15 protein-coding genes are annotated in these 18,233 nt (G+C 73.6%); 6 read left to right on the top strand and 9 right to left on the bottom strand.

All coding sequences use genetic code 11. From position 1 onward, the window contains the following. Window positions 1-79: 79 nt before the first annotated feature. Window positions 80-1,498: an amino acid permease gene (locus IG64_RS12545; RefSeq protein ID WP_037855091.1), complete on the bottom strand. Its 1,419-nt coding sequence runs from the start codon at window positions 1,496-1,498 to the stop codon at window positions 80-82. Between the two features lie 506 nt (window positions 1,499-2,004). Between IG64_RS12545 and IG64_RS12540 the strand changes: the two genes are divergently transcribed. Next, window positions 2,005-3,066 (top strand): ABC transporter permease, encoded by a 1,062-nt coding sequence (locus tag IG64_RS12540; RefSeq protein WP_199811575.1) that lies wholly within the window; start codon window positions 2,005-2,007, stop codon window positions 3,064-3,066. Window positions 3,067-3,216: 150 nt separating this feature from the next. Further along, on the top strand, window positions 3,217-3,579 hold the full coding sequence (locus tag IG64_RS12535) for a DUF1330 domain-containing protein (RefSeq protein WP_037855088.1): 363 nt from the start codon (window positions 3,217-3,219) through the stop codon (window positions 3,577-3,579). A 197-nt stretch (window positions 3,580-3,776) separates the two neighbouring features. On the opposite strand, the gene IG64_RS12530 is transcribed toward IG64_RS12535, so the two are convergent. Continuing rightward, window positions 3,777-4,790 (bottom strand): LysR family transcriptional regulator, encoded by a 1,014-nt coding sequence (locus tag IG64_RS12530; protein ID WP_078883947.1) that lies wholly within the window; start codon window positions 4,788-4,790, stop codon window positions 3,777-3,779. A gap of 186 nt (window positions 4,791-4,976) precedes the next feature. Between IG64_RS12530 and snpA the strand changes: the two genes are divergently transcribed. Together snpA and IG64_RS12520 are read left to right on the top strand one after the other, a co-directional pair. Continuing rightward, the gene (gene snpA / locus IG64_RS12525) at window positions 4,977-5,678 is read left to right on the top strand and encodes a snapalysin (protein WP_037855086.1); all 702 of its coding nucleotides are present in this window, start codon (window positions 4,977-4,979) and stop codon (window positions 5,676-5,678) included. Window positions 5,679-5,921: 243 nt separating this feature from the next. Then, a complete protein-coding gene (locus tag IG64_RS12520; RefSeq protein WP_037855085.1) occupies window positions 5,922-6,620 on the top strand; it encodes a class I SAM-dependent DNA methyltransferase in 699 nt (232 codons plus the stop codon). Window positions 6,621-6,636: 16 nt separating this feature from the next. Here the strand turns inward: IG64_RS12520 and IG64_RS12515 are convergent, their stop codons facing one another. Next, on the bottom strand, window positions 6,637-7,374 hold the full coding sequence (locus IG64_RS12515; protein WP_037855084.1) for an SAM-dependent methyltransferase: 738 nt from the start codon (window positions 7,372-7,374) through the stop codon (window positions 6,637-6,639). A gap of 184 nt (window positions 7,375-7,558) precedes the next feature. Between IG64_RS12515 and IG64_RS12510 the strand changes: the two genes are divergently transcribed. Next, entirely contained in the window at window positions 7,559-8,143 is a 585-nt protein-coding gene (locus tag IG64_RS12510) for a TerD family protein (protein WP_037855083.1), read from the top strand. Between the two features lie 36 nt (window positions 8,144-8,179). Here the strand turns inward: IG64_RS12510 and IG64_RS12505 are convergent, their stop codons facing one another. From IG64_RS12505 to IG64_RS12480, 6 genes are all read right to left on the bottom strand, one after another. Continuing rightward, window positions 8,180-8,797 (bottom strand): DinB family protein, encoded by a 618-nt coding sequence (locus tag IG64_RS12505; protein WP_037855081.1) that lies wholly within the window; start codon window positions 8,795-8,797, stop codon window positions 8,180-8,182. Between the two features lie 197 nt (window positions 8,798-8,994). Continuing rightward, window positions 8,995-11,322, bottom strand: a complete 2,328-nt coding sequence (locus tag IG64_RS12500) for a GH92 family glycosyl hydrolase (RefSeq protein ID WP_037855080.1) — start codon at window positions 11,320-11,322, stop codon at window positions 8,995-8,997. Window positions 11,323-11,684: 362 nt separating this feature from the next. After that, window positions 11,685-12,665: a hydroxyacid dehydrogenase gene (locus IG64_RS12495; protein ID WP_037855180.1), complete on the bottom strand. Its 981-nt coding sequence runs from the start codon at window positions 12,663-12,665 to the stop codon at window positions 11,685-11,687. A gap of 116 nt (window positions 12,666-12,781) precedes the next feature. Then, window positions 12,782-13,663 carry a carbohydrate ABC transporter permease gene (locus IG64_RS12490; RefSeq protein WP_037855079.1) on the bottom strand — a complete coding sequence of 294 codons (882 nt, stop codon included), beginning with the start codon at window positions 13,661-13,663 and terminating at the stop codon, window positions 12,782-12,784. Next, a complete protein-coding gene (locus tag IG64_RS12485) occupies window positions 13,660-14,634 on the bottom strand; it encodes a carbohydrate ABC transporter permease (RefSeq protein WP_234438484.1) in 975 nt (324 codons plus the stop codon). Before IG64_RS12485 ends, IG64_RS12490 begins: the two co-directional genes overlap by 4 nt. Beyond that, entirely contained in the window at window positions 14,631-15,971 is a 1,341-nt protein-coding gene (locus IG64_RS12480; RefSeq protein ID WP_037855078.1) for an ABC transporter substrate-binding protein, read from the bottom strand. Before IG64_RS12480 ends, IG64_RS12485 begins: the two co-directional genes overlap by 4 nt. Before the next feature lie 298 nt (window positions 15,972-16,269). On the opposite strand from IG64_RS12480, the gene IG64_RS12475 reads away from it, so the two are divergent. Then, window positions 16,270-18,222 carry a DUF2264 domain-containing protein gene (locus IG64_RS12475; RefSeq protein ID WP_037855076.1) on the top strand — a complete coding sequence of 651 codons (1,953 nt, stop codon included), beginning with the start codon at window positions 16,270-16,272 and terminating at the stop codon, window positions 18,220-18,222. The last annotated feature ends 11 nt before the right edge of the window (window positions 18,223-18,233 follow it).

The raw sequence follows: 18,233 nt of genomic DNA, 5'->3' as shown, positions 1-18,233 counted from the left end.
ACGATCTTCGCTCCGGGATGCCGACGCCATCACGCCCGCTCCCGTCGGCTTCACCCCGCCGGCGGCGCGGCGGCCGTCCTCACGGGTTCCTGGTCCGCCGGGCCGCCATCACCGCGTACACCAGGACGCCCGCGAACAGGAACAGCACCCCCTGGTACACGGCCGCGTAGCCCGCGCCCGCCACCAGCCACATCGAGAAGGCCGCCGCGACCGCCGCCACAACGGAGTCCCGCACCAGGCGCGCCCGGTCCACCAGGTGGCGGCGCCCGCCGACCAGGTGGAAGATCTGCGCGGCGGTGGCCAGCAGGTAGGGCACGGTCGCGGTGAACGTGGTGACCAGGACGAGGACCTGGAACACCTTGGCCGAACCCGAGGTGTAGTTGTAGACGGTGAGCAGGGAGGCGAGGACGACGGTGACGCCGACGCCGACGGTCGGCACCCCGCGCCGCCGCCGCGCGAAGGCAGCGGGGAACAGGCCGTCCTGCGCGGCGGCGTACGGTGTCTGGGCGCTCAGCAGCGTCCAGCCGTTGAGGCAGCCGGTCATCGACACCAGCGCGGCGAGCGCGACGGCCCAGCCGCCCCAGGCGCCGCCGAACATGGCGTTCACGGCGTCCGAGAAGGGCGCGGAGGAAGCGACCAGCCGGCTGTGCGCGACCGTGCCGAAGACGGACAGCGTGCCCAGCAGATAGACGAGGGCCGCGCCCGCGGTACCGATGACGGTGGCCCGTCCGACGTTGCGCCGCGGGTTCCTCACCTCGCCCGCGCTGACGGCGGCGGACTCCACACCGAGGTAGGAGAAGAGCAGGATCGCCGCAGAGGCGGAGACGGCGCCGACCGCGCTGGTGCCGCTCGCGTTGAACGGGCCCAGGTTGTGCGGGTCGAAGAAGAACAGCCCGCCGACCGCGACCAGCAGCAGTGGCACGAACTTCAGCACCGTCGAGACGACCTGCACGGCGCCCACGTACCGGGTGCCCGCGAAGTTGGCGAGCGCGGGCAGCCACTGGATGGTGAGCGCGGCCAGGCAGGCGCTCCACCGGTGGCCGTTCACCGGGATCAGCACGTCGAGGTAGCCGACGGCGGCCACGGCGAGCGCGGCGTTCGACACCCAGGTGGTGATCCAGTACGCCCAGGCGGCCAGGAAGCCGGCGAAGTCACCGAAGGCCTCGCGGGCGTAGACGTAGGGGCCGCCGGTGCGCGGATCGCGCTGGGCGAGCCGTCCGAAGACCAGCGCGAGCGCGATGGCGCCGACGGTCAGGACGCCGAAGGCGACCAGGCTGACCGTGCCGAAGGGGGCGACGGACGCCGGGAGCAGGAAGATGCCGCCGCCGATGATGTTGCCCATGACCAGGGCGGTGGCGACGGGCAGCCCGAAGCGGCGGGCGTGCCTGCCGGCGGCGGGGTCCGGTACGCCGGCGGGGGTGTTCCCGGCCGGGAGGGCGGCCGTGGGGTTCTGCCCAGGGGCCGTGGCCGGCTGCGGGGCGGTCCCGGGGACGTGCATGGGGTGGTGCGCCTCTCGTCGAACAGCGCCCGGGATCGCCGGGCACGGCCCCATGGTCGGGCAGGGCCGGGCCTTCCTCCAAATCACACGCTTTTGTCCGGTATGAGCCCGCCTGTCGCCGGAAAAAGTGCACCCCGGCGCACTCCGGGGCGGGAATCGTACGGGAGGGCTGACAGGGGCGCTCACGAATGAAGTGCGGGCCGCCACCGGGAGGTGCGCGGAGGCGCGGCGCGGCACCCGGCGTGTGCCCGCAGGCGCGGACCGCCTCCGGGGGCGCGGCGCCCCAGGAAGTGCGGGCGGCCTTCCGGGGCGCGCTCGGCGGGGAAGTACGGGCCGCCCCCGGGAGGTGCGTCCGCAGACGCGGGCCGCCTCCGGGCCCTCGGAAGGGCGGGTCGCCCGCTGGGGTGCGCTCAGGAGGGCGGGGCGCCCGTTGGGGTGCCCTCAGGAGGGCGGGCCGGGCGCGCTCGGCGAGAGGAGTGGTGGTGGTATGACCTAGCGTGGTCGCCATGTCCGAACTGCCGCACGGTGAGCACGGTCGTCCGCCCACACCGGGAGAGCGCTGGGCCGCCTTCCGGAAGTCCCCCTTCCTGCCCGCGACCGTCCTCGCGCTGATCCTCGCCGCCGCGGCCGGGCTCTTCGCCGGCTCCTACACGTACGCCATGGCCAACCCCACCCCCCACACCATCCCCACCGCGGTCGTCGGCGCCTACGACCAGCCGAAGGGCCGGCGCTTCATCACCGGCATGGAGGAGGCGCTCGCCGCCTCGCTGAAGCTGCGCCCCTACGGCAGCCTGCCCGCGGCCCGGACGGCCGTGGACGACCAGAAGGTGTTCGCCGTGCTGGAGGTCCCCACCGGCGGCGGGCCCGTCGTCCTCGACGTGTCCGGCGCCTCGGGCGCGACCGTCGCCCAGGTCCTGGAGGAGTCGGCGCAGCAGGTGGGCCGGGCCACCGGCATCCCCGTGACCGTCCGCGATCTCAACCCGCTCCAGCACGGCGACCCGCGCGGTCTCGCGATCTTCTACATCTCGCTCGCCGCCGTGATCATCGGCTTCGTCGGCGCCATCCAGCTCAGTGTCCACGCCCGGGCACTGAACCCGCTGGAGCGCATCGCCTTCACCGTGGGCTACGCCCTGCTCGGCGGCTTCGTGATCGCGGCGGTGGTGGACTGGATGCTCGGCGCCCTGAATCTGCCGTTCGTCGAGTCCTGGCTGATCCTGGCGCTGACCATGTTCGCCTCCGGCATGGTCTTCACCATGTTCAACACCCTCTTCGGGCGCTGGGCCATGCTGCCGACGTGGGGCCTGATGGTGCTGCTGGGCAACCCCTCCTCGGGCGGCGCGGTCTCCTGGCCCCTCCTGCCCTCGCCCCTCGGCCAGATCGGCCGCTGGCTGCCTCCCGGCGCCTCGGTGAACGCCCAGCACACCGCCGTCTACTTCGCCGGGCACCAGCACGCTTTCCCCTTCCTCGTCCTCGCGGCCTGGGCCGTCGTCTCCTGCGCCGTCTTCTGGGGCTGGCGTCACCGCCACCCCGGCGGCCGCCAGGCACACCCGGCGCACGCGGCCGGCTGACGGACCGGGCTCCGGCGCACGCGGCAGGCCGGCGGGCGGGCGGCTCCGGTGCGCCGTTTACCTGACGGGTCATCGACCCCGTTCCGCCCCGGTGCGACGATCGTGGCCGTACACAGCACAGCCCGCAGGGCCGACCGACCGGAGGACGTCATGACCGCCTACGCCATCGCCCACCTGCGCGACGCCGCCCCGCACCCGGAGATCGCCGAGTACATCGAGCGGATCACCGCCACCTTCGCGCCGTACGGCGGCCGCTTCCTGGTGCACGCCACGCAGCACGAGGTGAAGGAGGGCGCCTGGCCCGGTCACGTCGTCGTCATCGGGTTCCCCGGGATCGGCGAGGCCAGGGCCTGGTGGGACTCGCCCGCCTACCAGGAGATCGCGCCCCTGCGCTCCCGCCACATCGAGGGCGACATCATCCTGGTCCCGGGCGTCCCCGAGGACTACGACCCGGCCGGCACCGTGCAGGCGATGCGCGAGGCCCTGCCCGCCGGGGGACCGGAGCGGAGCTAGCCGGACGGCGCCGGCCCGGCCGCGGGGTGTCACCGGGCGGGGTGCGCGACCCGTTCCGGGACCCCGGCCGCCGGTGCGGCCGTGCCCGGGAAGGACGGGGAAGCCGCGGCCCCCGGAGCTGCGAACAGGACGGGCGCCCGGCTCGCGACGCCCGGCCCGCACGCTCGCGGTGTCGCCGGAAGGCCCTGGCAGCTCCGCTACAAGGACCTTCCGGCGCCTTGCGCTCGCACGCACCGGACACCGCCCGCTGACCGGAACCCCCTGTTCGCAGCTCCAGGAGCTGCGTCCGCGCGGCTCAGCCACTCGCGGTACGCCGGAGCCTGGAAGGCCGCCTCCCAGTACGCCTCCTCCAGCTCGGCGTAACTGCCCTCCAGTTCCTCCTCCGCGCGGGCCACGAGCAGCAGCCGCACCCCGATCGGGTCTCCCTGGAGCGGCCGGATGGCGAGGTCCGCGCGGGGCAGCGCGGTCGGCTGGCTGACCGTCACCACCTCCCCGGTGGCGGCCAGCGAGTAGGCGGTGAGGTAGTCCCCGTGCAGCACGTCGGGCTGCAGCCCCGCCGCGCGCAGCACCCGGCACACGGCGTCCCACTCGCCGTCGACCGTCGAGTCGACCATCCAGCGGTCCGCCGCGAGATCGCACAGCCGCACCTCACGCCGCGCCGCCGCCGGATGGTCGGCGGCCAGGCAGACGAACTGCGGCTCGCGCTCCACCAGCACCCGCACGCGCAGACCGGGCGGCACGCGCAGCGGACTGCCCTCGACCTCGTGCACGAACGCCGTGTCGAGCCGGCCCGAGGCGACCATGCCCAGCAGGGCGTTCGCGGAGACGTCCATCTGCAGCGTCGGTTCGGTCCGGGGCGTACGGGCACGCAGCCGCCGCAGCCAGCCGGGCAGAGCGCGGCTCGCCGTGGCGCCGATGCGCAGGCGGCAACCCCCGACCGCGCGGGCGGCGGCCGCGCGGGTCTCGGTGACCAGCGCGCTCAGTTCGGTGACGAGGGGCCGGGCCCGGCTCAGGACCGCGTGACCCAGCGGTGTGGGCCGGCAGCCGGTGCGCGCGCGGACGAAGAGCTGACCGCCGAGCTCGTCCTCGATGCGGCGCAGCTGGGTGCTCAACGAGGGCTGTGCCATGCCGAGTTCGCGCGCCGCTCTGTGCAGACTGCCGGTGTCGGCGATGGCGCAGAGCACGCGCAGGTGCCTCACCTCGAGCTCCATGAGGGGGAGCGTAGGGCGGTGCGGCCGGACCGCACCAGATGTTCAAACCCCTACGGAACCGTACGAGTCGGCCCCCGATAGCTCCGCGCTATCCCCGGTTGCCATCATCCCGCGGGCGTTGGCCTGCCCGAGACTCGTGCGCAACCGATCGTTCACCCCACATCGAACGAGTAGGAGCCCCCCATCATGTCGCGTTCCACGACCGCCAAGTCCGCGAAGTCCTCCAGGAGACTCGTGGCCCTCGCGCTCGGACTCGGCCTGGCGTCCGCCGCGCTGGGCACCGCGATGCCGGCGAGTGCGGCCCCGGACACCGGGTCGGCCGCCTCCGCCACCACCGCCGTCGCCCGGTACACGGGCTCCGCCGGGCACGCCGCCGACAACCAGGCGTTCTTCGACGCCGTGCTGAAGTCGGTCGCCGAGAAGCAGGCCGCCCACCCGAACCTCAAGTCGGTGACCGTCTACTACAACGCCTCCCAGGCGCCGAGCTTCCGCTCGCAGATATCGAGCGCCGCCTCCATCTGGAACAGCTCCGTCTCGAACGTGAAGCTGGCGGCGACCTCGGGCCAGGGCGACTTCGCCTACTACGAGGGCAACGACCCGTCGAACGGGTCCTACGCCTCCACCGACGGCCACGGCAGCGGCTACATCTTCCTGGACTACTCGCAGAACCAGCAGTACGACTCGATCCGTGTCGTCGCGCACGAGACCGGGCACGTGCTCGGCCTGCCGGACCACTACAGCGGCCCGTGCAGCGAGTTGATGTCGGGCGGCGGCCCCGGCCCGTCCTGCACCAACCGCTACCCGAACTCCACCGAACGCGCCCGGGTGAACCAGCTGTGGGCGAACGGCCTGGCCAAGGCGCTGGAGAAGGCCGTCAGCGCGCGCTGACGCCCCGGCGGCGGCCAACCCCGCACGACCCGCGCGGACCGTGGCCCGGCCACGGTCCGCGCGGGCGTGTTGCGGCCACCACTCCTCCCGCGCGCGGTTGCGGCGGTACTGTCGCACCGTGCGGGCCCGCGGACGGTGCGGGCGGGCGCGGCGCACGGCCCGCAGCGGGGCGGCGCCGAGGGCGGGGCACGCACCCGCACCGCACGGCACGCCGCACGACCAGGCACGAGGGGGAGAGACCGCATGAACAGTCCTGCCGGCCGAAGCGGCCAGGGCACCGGGCCGCGCGACCGCACGGGTCAGGCCGAGGCCTTCGACTCCATCGGCGAGCGCTACGACGCGGCCTTCCCGCACAAGGACGGCCAGATCGAGGCGACGGACTGGCTCGTGGCGTCCCTGCCCGCCGGGGCCCGGGTCCTGGACCTGGGGTGCGGCACGGGTGTGCCGACCGCCCGGCGGCTGGCTCAGGCGGGCCTGGACGTCGTGGGCGTCGACCTGTCGGCCAGGATGGTCGCGCTGGCCCGTGCGCAGGTGCCCGGGGCGCGGTTCCATCAGGGCGACCTCGCGGACGTGCGGCCCCACGGCCCCCTCGACCTGGGCCGGTTCGAGGCGGTCGCGGCCTTCTTCTCCCTGCTCATGCTGCCCCGGGCGGAGATCCCGGGCGTGCTGTCCTCGGTCCGTGAACTGCTCGTGCCCCAGGGCCTGTTCGCGCTCTCGATGGTGGAGGCCGACGCGGACGACCTGCCCGTCGCGTTCCTCGGCAGCACGATCCGCGTCTCCGGTCATCCGCGGGGCGAACTGCGCGCGGTGGTGGAGCGGGCCGGCTTCGAAGTCGTGGAGGAGTCCTCGCGCTCGTACGCGCCCAGCGCCCCGGACCCTGCCGACGGCCCGGGAGCACCGCCCGAGGTGCAGCTCTTCCTGCGCTGCCGGCGGCTCGGTTGAGGCACCGGCCGCCGGTTCATCCCGACGTCGGGCGAAGGACCAGGCACACGAATCCGAAGCAGTCCCGGTAGACGCGCAGCCATTCCTCGCGGTGGGTGTCCGCGACCGCGAGGGCCTCGGCGCTGCCGGGGTCGGCGGGGTGGTCCAGCGCCCACGCGGCCAGCGAACCGGTCCACGCCCACTCGTAGGCGTCCAGCTCCCCGCGCGAGCTGATGTGCCCGCGGACGGGTGTCCAGCCCTCGGCCGTGACGGTGTCCATGACGGCCGGGAGTCCGCCGAGGTCCCCGAGCATCTCCACGGCCTCGGGGGAGGGCGCCCGCTCCCAGAAGCCGTCCCCGATCAGGAGCCGTCCGCCCGGCGCCAGATGGCGGCGCGCCGCCTCCAGGGTGGCGCGCAGCCCGCCGAAGGCGTGCGTGGCCCCCACGCTGAGCACCACGTCGAAGGCGTGCGCGGCGGTGAAGCCGGCCGCGTCCTCGTGGTGGAGCACCAGGCGGTCTTGCACACCGAGGGCGTGTGCGGCCTCCCGGGCGCGGGCCAGGGCGTCGCCGGAGACGTCCACCCCCTCGGCGCGCAGCCGGGGGTGCGCGGCGAGCGCGCGCAGCAGCCACTCGGCCCCGCCGCAGCCCAGGTCGAGCACCCGCGCGTCCTCGCGGGGCAGGACGCGGTCCAGCAGCAGGCGTACGGAGTCGTCGTCGAGCGGGGCGGCGATCGGATGGCCGGCGTGGGCGAGCAGCGAGATCTGAGCACGGTTCACCGGCCGAGCGTGACACGGGCCGCAGACCCGACGCATCCGCTTTTCCGGCGGCGGGCGGGCAGCGCACCGGCCGGGATGGACTTTCCCGGACGAAGGGGAGCAGGGCGGACCCGCCGTGGAACGCACCGGGCGTCCCAGGCACACTTTGGGTGTCGCACTCCCCCGACCAGAGGATGATCAACGGATGATTACGCTGACGAAGGAAGACGGCCCGGCGGACCTGGACGGTGTCACGCATCTGTCCATCGGAGTGTCCTGGGACCCCACGGCGGGCGCCAGCGGCGGCGTGATGGGCATGCTGCGCCGCAAGACGGGCACGGACCTGGACCTGATCGCCATCGCGATGCAGGGCGGGGACCCGGTGCGGCTGGCGGGTCTCGACTCCCTCGACCCCATGGGCAACGGGTCCCTGGTGCACAGCGGCGACAACCAGACCGGCCGGGGCGACGGCGACGACGAGACGGTGACCGTGGAGTTCGCCCGGATCCCGCAGCAGATCACCTCGATCGTCTTCGTGGCCGCCGCCTTCAAGAAGGGCAGCAGCTTCCAGAAGGCGCGCAACATCAGCTTCAAGGTGTACGACGCGACGGGCGGCAGCTCCCAGCAGGTCGCCGACATCTGGCCCAGCCTGCTCACCCAGGACAACGGCTGCGCCGTGGCCAAGGCGGTGCGCGTGGGCGGCTCGTGGAAGCTCGAGGTCATCAACGTGACCGGCAAGATCAAGCAGGGCGACGAGCACGCCCTGATGCGCTTCGCCGTGAGCAAGTGACCCCGGGGCCGGGACGCGGGCGCCCCGGCCGCCGGATCAGCACCGCCGGGCGCGGTGGAGATCGCGGATCAGGGCGATCTCGGCCCCGTGGTGCAGCACTTCCTGGTTGACCCACCACACGATGTCGATGAACGGCTCCTCGGGATCACTGCCGTGCGGGTAGGTGCAGTACCCCACGGTGCCGAGCGCGTCGTCGTCCACGCCCAGCAGTGCCCGCCGCCAGGCCGCGGCCGCGGCGTCGAAGGCCGCCACCGCCTCCGAGGCGCTCGCGGGGACCGGATGGACGTCCCGGTTCAGGGTGTGCGAGCCCGCCGTGTGATCGGCGCGCAGCGCCAGCATCTCGCCGAGGTGGCTCAGCCGCCAGGCGATGGTGGTGAACGGCGGCGGCCACGGGTGCGGGTACGGCGCGGCGTCGCGCCCCCACGCGCCGGCGCCGGCCAGCAGCGTGGCCCGCGGTCCGGGCCCGTCCGACCGCCGGCGCACCGACCAGCAGGCGGGCACCGGTTCCCAGAAGTACTCCTCGTCGGTCATGGGCGACACCTCGGTCCCCGTCCCGTCACCGCTGTCCACGACGGGACCCGCCAGCCGGGCGCTCAGACGCTCGCGCGCGAAGTCGAACTGTGCCAGCAGGGGGACGAGGCGGGGCGGGACCACGGGACACTCCTTGGGGGGGCGGGCCGCCCTCCGGCGAGGCGGCCGGCCCGCCACACTGTCACAGGCGGCCCGGGCGCGGCACTCGCTTTTCCACCGGCCCCGAGGACGGACCGGTGCGCCACCGGGACGGGCGCGCCGCCGGGCCGGTGTCCCGCGGTGCGCGGGCGGCCCCGCCGGTGACGGGGCCGCGCGAGCGGTCAGTTCAGCGCGGGAGGACCGGCCTGGGCGTCCGTGCCCCACGCCGAGGGCGTGCCGCCCACGGTGAACGCCAGCGACCGCATGTGCCGCAGGTCGTCCGTCGTGAGGTACGTGCGGCCGTACGCGGAGCCGTCGACACGCGCCGACTGGATGTAGTGCCGGGCGTCCGAGGTGCCCGGCGCCGTGACGGTCAGCGAACCGTGCGGGTAGTAACGCCGGTCGAGGGTCAGGTCCACCCGCTCGAAGACCGGGGTGGACAGGCCCCAGGTGTCATAGCCGGGCTGTACCGGGAAGACCCCGATCGACGAGAGCACGTTCCAGGCGGACATGGTGCCCAGGTCGTCGTTCCCGGTCATCCCGGTCGGGGTGTCCGTGAACAGGGTCAGGGCGGCGTGCACCACGTCGGTCGTCTTCCAGGGCTGCCCGGTCGACAGGTACGTGTAGGGCGCGATGAGGTCGGGCTCGTTCTGCGGGTTGTACTTGTCCGCGTTGTAGTAGTCGTACGGACCGTTCACCCACACCTCGCGGGCGGTCCCGGCCGGGTCCTTCACGAGCTGGTCGTAGGCGAAGAAGGAGTCCAGCCGGTCGTTGGCCGCCTGCTTGCCGCCGATCAGGCCGATCATGCCGGGCAGGTCCTGCGGCACCATCCACTGGTACTGCCACGCCGTGCCCTCGTGGAACCCTTCGCTCTGGGCCGGGTCGGCCGGTCCGGCGAAGGCGCCGGAGGCGTCGCGGGCACGGAAGAAGCCGGTCGAGGCGTCGAAGATCTTCCGGTAGTTCTGCGCCCGCGCGGCATAGCGCGCCGCGTCCGCGTCATGGCCGAGACCGCGGGCCATCTCGGCGAGCATGGCGTCCGACAGGGCGTACTCCAGTGTCGCGGACGGCCCGTGGTCGTAGTCGGAGTCGCCGGGCTTGGCGTGCGGGCGGCCCTTGACGTACGGCGCGAAGCCGTCGGCCAGGTACTCCTTGTTGGCCTCGCGGCCCACGGCCGGGGAGCCGGCGGGCGGGACGCCGTCGGCGTTCTTCTTCAGGGCCCGGTAGGCGCGGTCCTCGTAGCCCTTGAGGAGGCCCTGCTGGTAGGCGTTGGTCAGGAACGGGGTGACCGGGTCGCCGGTCATGATGTTCGTCTCGACCGTGCCGTAGCCCCACTTGGGCAGCCAGCCGCTCTCCTCGTCGATGTGGATGACGGAGATCGCCATGTCGCGCGCCTCACGCGGCGCGAGCAGTGACAGCAGCTGTGACTGGGTGCGGTAGGTGTCCCACAGCGACCAGTTCTGGTAGTAGGTGAAGCCCCGCGCGCGGTGCACGCGCTGGTCCCAGCCGGTGTAGCGCCCGTCGACGTCGCTGCCGACGTTGGGCGCGAGGAACGACCGGTACAGGGACGAGTAGAAGGTGCGGCGGAGCGTGTCGCCGCCGCCCCGCACCCGGACGTCGTCCAGCCGGTCCTCCCACGCGCGCTGCGCGGCCTCGCGCACCTTGTCGAAGGAACGGCCGCCCTCGGCGCGGAGGTTGAGGGCGGCTCCGCGCGCGTCGACGTAGGACAGGGCCGTCGTCGCCTCGACGGTACGGTCCTTCGTCGTGTCGAAGCGGACGTAGGCGCCGTCCTGCCCGGTCCGGGACCCGGCGGTCACGGTGGAGCCGTTCCAGGTGCCGTACGAGGTGAAGGGCCGGTCGAAGCGGGTGATCGTGTACACGGTGTACGGCTTGGTGTCCTGGCAGAAGCCGCTGCCCGTGATGGCGGTGCGCACGGTCCGGTTGTCGAGCACCTCGACCTTGGTGGAGAGCGTCCGGTGCAGCGACTGGCCCGCGTCGAGCAGGACGTTGGCCTTGTCGGTGGCCGGGAAGGTGTAGCGCTGCACGCCCGTGCGGGCGGTCGCGCTCAGCTCGGCGTCGATGCCGTTCTTCAGCCCGACCTTGTAGTAGCCGGGGCTCGCCTTCTCGGTGTCGTGGCTGAACTCCGCCTGGTACTTGGCGTAGTCGGTCTCGGTGACGTCCCCGGTGGTCGGCAGTACCGGCAGGTCGCCGCCGAGGCCGCACCCCACCCCGGAGAGGTGGACGAGCGAGAAGCCCCGGATGTGGTTCTGGGAGTGGTCGTAGCCGGTGTTGTGCCCGGTGTCCGGGGAGAACTGCACCATCCCGAACGGCACCGCCGCGCCCGGGTAGGTGTTTCCCTCGTTCTCGGTGCCGATGAACGGATTGACGAGATCGGTGAGCGGCGTGCTGCGGACGTCGGCGGCCTGGGCCGCCGGCGCGGCCAGGGCGGCGCCGAGGAGCGCCGCCGCCGTCACGGCCGTTCCCGCGCCGCGTATGCGCTGGATCCATCTCATGGGCGTCAGCCCCTCTCCGCGAGCAATCGGACAACGTTGTCAGAAGCGGCGCTCATTCTTCGTCCTGTACGTGTACTCGTCAAGAGTGGGTGCAGGCGTCACGGGCGGAGGCGGGCGTCGGGACCGGCCGCGTGGGCAAGGGCGGGGCCGGGACGGGACGGGGCGGACCCGTCGCGGCCCCGCCCCACCGGCCTTCGGGTGGGGCGGGTTGACGCCGCGTCGGCGGGCTGCGCGGGCCGACCGCCGGCCTGTCGGCAGGGCGCTGCCGCACGGGCACGCGAGCCGCACGGGCAGCGTGCGCCGCTAGGTCCGGCGGTCCGGGCCGCCGCTCGGCTGCCGCCTTCGCTCGCGCCCCGGCTCCGTCAGGCGGAACGCAGGGCGTCCTCGCGGCGGACGGCGTGTGCGAAGGGCAGTCCGGCCGTGTAGCGGGCCAGTTCGTCGGCGGCGGCAGCCGCCATGCGGTGCAGTTCGCCGCCGAGGGAGCCGGCGACGTGCGGGGTGAGGACGACGTTGGGCAGGTCGTACAAGGGCGAGTCGGCGGGCAGGACTTCGGGGACGGTGACGTCCAGGACCGCGTTGAGCCGGCCGGTGCGCAGCTCGGCGAGGAGCGCGTCCTGGTCGACGAGGGAACCGCGGGAGGTGTTCACCAAGGTGGCGTCGTCGCGGAACAGGGCGAGTCGGCGGCGGTCGATGAGGTGCCGGGTGGCGGGCAGTTCGGGGGCGTGCACCGTGACCACGTCGCTCGCTGCGCACAGCTCGTCCAGCTCCACCGCGCGGGCGCCGAGCGCGGCGGCCTCGGCGGCACCGACGTAGGGATCGTGCAGCAGCAGGTCGAGGTCGTGGGGGCCGAGCAGTTCCAGGACGCGGCGGCCGATGCGGGAGGCGCCGACGACGCCCACCGTGCGCCGGTAGTTGCCCGCCCCGGCGTAGGCCGCCTGCCAGTCGTGGTCGGCGCGCCGGGTGCGGTAGTCGTCCCGGATGCGCAGCAGCTGCTTGTTGGCGAGCAGTACGGCGGCCACGGTGTACTCGGCGACCGGCAGCGCGTTGGCCCAGGCGGCCGAGGTCACCTGGATCCCGCGCCGCCAGCAGGCCTCGGTGATGTGGTGCTTGACCGAACCGGCGGCGTGGATGACGGCACGCAGCGCGGGTGCCCGGTCCAGGACGGCCTGGTCCAGCGGCGGGCAGCCCCAGCTGCTGACGATGACCTCCGTCTCGCCCAGCGCGGCGGCGGCCCGCCCGGCCGTGAAGTCGTCGACGACGAGGCCGGGGTCGAGGTCGGCGAGCGTGGTGAGCCGGGCCAGGGTGGCCGGGTCGATCAGCCGGGGGGCGAGATCGGTGTGCATGGCCAGCAGGGTGCGCGGGCGCCGGTGCTCCGAGGGGGCCGGGGCCGGCTGTGCGGCGGGTGCGGTCGGGGGGTTGGACACTCGGGTCTCCGGTACGTGTGCGGCAGGGGCGGACGTCACTTGACGCTGCCTGCGGTGAGGCCGGCCTTCCAGTGGCGCTGCAGGGCGACGAAGGCGATGACCAGCGGGACGATGCCGAGCAGGGAGCCGGTGACGACCAGCGGGTAGTACTCGGGGAAGGCGTGGGACTGCGTGTTCCAGCTGTACAGGCCGAGGCTGACGGGGAAGAGCCGGTTGTCGGAGAGCATCACCAGGGGCAGGAAGAAGTTGTTCCAGATGGCGGTGAACTGGAACAGGAAGACCGTGACGAAGCCGGGCATCACCATGCGCAGACCGACCGACCAGAACGTCCGCAGCTCCCCGGCGCCGTCGATGCGGGCCGCCTCCAGTACCTCGCCCGGCACGTATCCGGCGCAGAAGACACGGGCCAGGTAGACCCCGAAGGGGTTGACGAGACTGGGGACGAAGACGGCCCAGAAGGTGTTGACGACGCCCAGCTCGGAAGCCAGCAGGTACATCGGCAGGGCCAGCGCGGTCGTCGGCACCAGCACGCCGAGCAGCACCAGGCCGAAGAGCTTCTCCTTGCCGGGGAAGGCGTAGACGTGGAAGGCGTATCCCGCGCACACGCACACCAGCGCGCACAGCACGGCGCCGATCCCGGCGTACAGCAGGGAGTTGAGGTACCAGCGGAAGTAGATGCCGTCCCCGGCGGTGGCCAGGGCGTGCAGGTTGGCGCCGAGGTGCCAGGTGGAGGGGGACAGGGAACGGCCGCCGAGCAGGTCGCCGGTGTTCTTGGCGGCGGCGGTCAGCAGCCAGCCGAGCGGCAGCAGGGTGTACGCGGTGGCCAGCACCAGGGCGCCGTTGACGGCGGTCCTGGACAGGGACCAGGGGCGGCCGCGCCCGCGGGCGGCACCGGACCGTGCGGTGGCGGTGGTCATACGGCGGCCTCCGTGGCGTGCTGGGACCGGGCCCGCCCGCCCCGGCCTCGGGTGGCGCGGGTGACGACGAAGGAGAGCGCGGCGGCGGCCAGGGCGAGCAGGACGGAGGACGCGGCGGCCAGGCCGTAGTCGTGCCGCTCGAAGGCCGCGGTGTAGGCGTACATGTTGGGGGACCAGGTGGAGACGACGCTGGGTGTGGTGCCGTGCAGGATCATCGGCTCGGTGAACAGTTGCAGCGAGCCGATGACGGTGAACAGGCCGACCACCGTGAGCGAGGAGCGGATCAGGGGGACCTTGATGCTGAGCGCGGTGCGCAGCGGCCCGGCGCCGTCGACCACCGCGGCCTCCAGCACCTCGCGCGGGATCGCCTGCAGCGCGGCGAAGAAGATCACCATGTTGTAGCCGGTCCACTCCCACACCGCCATGTTGACGACGGCCGGCAGGGGGTGGCCCAGCAGATCGCTCTGGCCGCCGAAGGAGTTCAGGGCGCCGATGACCGGGCTGATGCCCGGGGTGTACAGGTACACCCAGACCAGTGCGGCGATGGTGCCGGGCACCGCGTGCGGCAGGAACAGCGCGAGCTGGAAGAAGCGGCGGGCCCGCACCAGCGCGGAGTCCAGCAGCAGGGCGAGGACCAGGGCCAGCGCCATCATCAGCGGGATGTACAGCAGGCAGTACTGGAGCAGGTTGGCGAAGCCGCCGCGGAAGGCGCCGTCGCCCAGGGCCCGGGTGTAGTTGCCGAGCCCGGTGAAGACGGTCTCGCCGCCGCCGAAGCCGAGACCGGAGCGGTGCTCCGCGTACAGGCTCAGGTAGACGGCGTAGCCGATCGGCACCAGGGTGGCGGCGGTGAAGAGCACGAAGAACGGGGCGAGCAGTACGGCGGGTGCTCCGTACCGCCGCCGCCGGACGGCAGCGGTACGGGAGGGTGCGGCGGCGACCGCGCGGGCGGCCGTGGGAGCGGTGGGCGTCATCGGGCGGAGACCTTCAGACCACGGGTCCTCATCTCGGCGACGGTGTCCTTCTGCGCGGTGGCGAGCGCCTGGGCGATGGTGCCGGAGCCGGAGGAGAGCTTGCCGAAGGAGTCCTTGAGGGAGTTGTTGGTGACGCCCATCGCCGGTCCCCAGGTCCACTTCTGCCCGATGGACCGCGCGGCGCTCTTGTAGACGGCGTAGATGTCCTGGCCGCCGTAGAAGGCGGTGGAGAAGGCCTTCGCGGCGACCGGGACCAGCTCGGGGTCGGCCGGGTAGGCCGAGGACTCGCCGGAGGAGATCCGGGCCTGGATGCCCTGCGCGGTCGTGGTGGCCCAGGTGGCGAACTCCACGGCCGCCTTCGCCTTCTTGCTGTCCTTGGAGACGGCGAAGGTGCTGCCGCCGAGCATGCCGCTGGCCGGAGCGCCGTTCCAGGAGGGCAGCGGGGCCACGGCCCACTTGCCGGACTGGTCCTGGGGCAGGGTGCCCTTCAGCACGCCGCCGCCCCAGGAGGCGCCGAGGTAGCCGGCGGTCTGCCCCTTCTGGAGCGAGGCCGTCCACTGCTGGCTGAACGAGGGCTGCACCCGGACCAGGTCGTCGTCGATCATCTTCTGCCAGTAGGCGGCGACCTTCTGGGTGTCCGCCCCGTCGAGACCCACCTGCCAGGTGTCGCCCGAGGTGCCGAACCAGGGGGCGCCGGCCTGCCACGCCATCGCCTCGAAGGTGGTCGGGTCGTCGGGGAAGAAGGTGGCGATGCGGCTGCCCGGCTCCGCCTTCTTCAGCTTCTGGGCGGCAGAGCGGAACTCGTCCCAGGTCGTGGGTGCCTTGATGCCGGCCTTGGCGAACAGGTCCTTGCGGTAGTAGAAGGCCTGCGGCGCGGCGTCCAGCGGGAGCGCGTACGTGGCACCGCCGAGCGTGGTCAGCTGCACCGCCTGCGGCAGGTACTTGGCCTTCAGGTCGGAGCCGACGTACTGACTGATGTCCTGGACCGCGCCCTGGCTGACGAAGTCGGGGAGCTGCGGGTACTCGACGTTGAAGACGTCGGGCGCGTTGCCGGCCTTGACCGCGTTGGACAGCTTGGCGTAGCCGCCGGCCGCGCCGGAGGGGATCTCCTCGTAGGTGACGTGGACGTCCTTGTGGGAGGCGTTGAAGGCGTCCACCACCTGCTTGGTCCCCTTGGCCCAGCCCCAGAAGGTGATGTCGGCGGGCTTGCCCGCACCGGCCGACGGCCCGTCGTCACTCCCGCCGCAGGCGGCGAGGAGGGTGGCGGACAGGGCGGCGGCGGTGAGGGCGGCGGCGGCGCGGAGGGCTCTGCGACTGCGGGCAGGGGCAGCGGACATGGCTCGGCTCCTGGGAACGAGACGGGTGGAAGGTACCCGGTGGGAACCGGCGGCGACGAGGCCTGCCGGACTCCGTGGCCGTCGGGCCCGGGTAGGCACATCTTGAGAACACATCCGATCGAAGTCAATACCTTCCGATCGAACGATCAGAGCTGATCAGTGGCATCGCGGTCGCATACGGGCTCATTCCTCGCTTTCCCGGATGTCGCCACCCCACCATCCGATCATTCGATCGCCCGCATTGACGATCGATCGGACGCCTCCTAGATTCGGCATCCCCGAGCCAGGAGCCCTCGCCATGCCGCACCCGCCCTTCCCGCCCGAGGACCGCGCACTGAGCCCGTACACCGGGTGGACCCGTGCCCACTGGGAGGCGGTGGCGGACCGGCTGCTCGGCGCGGCGCTGCGGCACGCCGGCCCGGAGCACGCCCTGATCGCGCTGCCGGGCCCGCGCCCGAGCCGGTCCGGTCCGCGCTCGGACGCGCTGGAGGGCTACGCCCGTACGTTCCTGCTGGCCGCGTTCCGCGTCGCGGGGGCCGGCGGCGGGGACCCGCTGGGACTGCTCGACCGGTACGCCGAAGGCCTCACCGCGGGCACCCGCCGCCCCACGGCCGACCGGGAACTGACCGGACGCGACCCGGTGAGCTGGCCGGCGGTCACCGACCGGGGGCAGGCCATGGTGGAGGCGGCCTCGGTGGCACTCGCCCTGCGCCTGACCCGCCCGTGGCTGTGGGACCGCCTCCCCGGGCCGGAACGCGCCCGCGCGGCCGACTGGCTCGCCGGCGCCCTGCGCCACACGCCCGTCGACAACAACTGGTGGCTCTTCCAGGTCACCGTCGGCGGATTCCTCGCCGAGGCGGGCCACCACACGGAAGCCGCGGAACGCGCCGTGGAACGGGGCCTGGCCCGCATCGAACGGTGGTACCTGGGCGACGGCTGGTACACCGACGGCCGCCCGCGCGCCATCGACCACTACAACGGCTGGGCCTTCCACCTCTATCCGGTGCTGCACGCCCACCTGTCGGGCGCCACGGACCTGCTCGACCGCTTCGGCACACGGCTCGCGGCCCACCTGCGCGGGTACGCGCACACCTTCGGCGCCGACGGGGCCCCGCTGCACCAGGGCCGCTCCCTCGTCTACCGGTTCGCCTCGGCCGCCGCGCTGTGGGCCGGAGCCCTGACGGACCACAGCCCGCTGACCCCCGGCACCACCCGGCGCCTCGCCTCCGGCGCCCTGCGTCACTTCCTCGACCGGGGCGCCACGGACGAGGACGGCCTCCTCACGCTCGGCTGGCACGGCCCCTGCCCGCCGCTGGTGCAGTCCTACTCGGGGCCCGCCTCGCCGTACTGGGCGAGCAAGGGCTTCCTCGGCCTGCTGCTGCCGGCCGGCCACCCGGTGTGGACCGCGGCCGAGGAACCCGCCCCGGCAGAGCGGGCCGACACCGTCCTCGCGCTGCCCGCGCCGGGCTGGCTGGTCCAGTCCACCGCCGCCGACGGGCTCGTACGCGTGCACAACCACGGCAGTGACGACCAGCCGGCCGGCGAAGTGCTGCCGGACGATCCGCTGTACGCCCGCCTGGCGTACTCCACCGCCACCGGTCCCGTCTTCGAGGGCACCGCCGACAACCACTTCGCGCTGCTGGCCGGCGACGAGGCGAGCGAACGGGGCCCGATCCGCCCGCTCGGCGCCGGCTCCGGCTGGGCGGCCTCCAGCCACCGGCCCCGCGTCGGCGGCGCCGAACTGCCCGGCGTCACCGTCACCTCCCTCGTCCTCGTGGCCGGCGACCTGGAGGTGCACGCACACCTGGTCCGCGGCGCCGCCACCGGGACCGGGGTCCGGCACACCGGGTGGGCCGTGGCCGGGCACGCGGTGGGGACCACGTCCGACGGCGGGCGGGCGCGGGCCCGGGCCGAGCGCCGGGCAGGGGGCGCGCTGCTGTCCGAGGCCGTCGTGCTGCACGGCTTCCACACCGCCCGGGCACGGCCCCTGCCCGCCGGAACCGCCTTCGGGCCGTCGGCGGCGGTGCCGGTGCTCACCGGCACGGTCACGGGGGAGCGGTGCCTGTTCGTCTCGGCGATGCGGCTGACGGGCACGGACGCCGCCGCGCCGCCCGCCGTGCGGATCACCGCCGAGGCCGTGCCGCAGGGGCACCGGCTGCTCGTCCGACTGCCCGGCGGCGACCGCGAGGTGCTGTTCCACGCCGACGCGGTGACCGTCACCCCGGCCCGGCCCGGGGCCGGCCAGGGGTGACGGCAGGGGTG

The sequence above is a fragment of the Streptomyces sp. NRRL S-340 genome (assembly GCF_000720185.1).
Lineage (GTDB): Bacteria > Actinomycetota > Actinomycetes > Streptomycetales > Streptomycetaceae > Streptomyces.
Note: the sequence above shows the minus strand (reverse complement) of the source record. Positions and strands in the feature narration are given on the sequence as shown.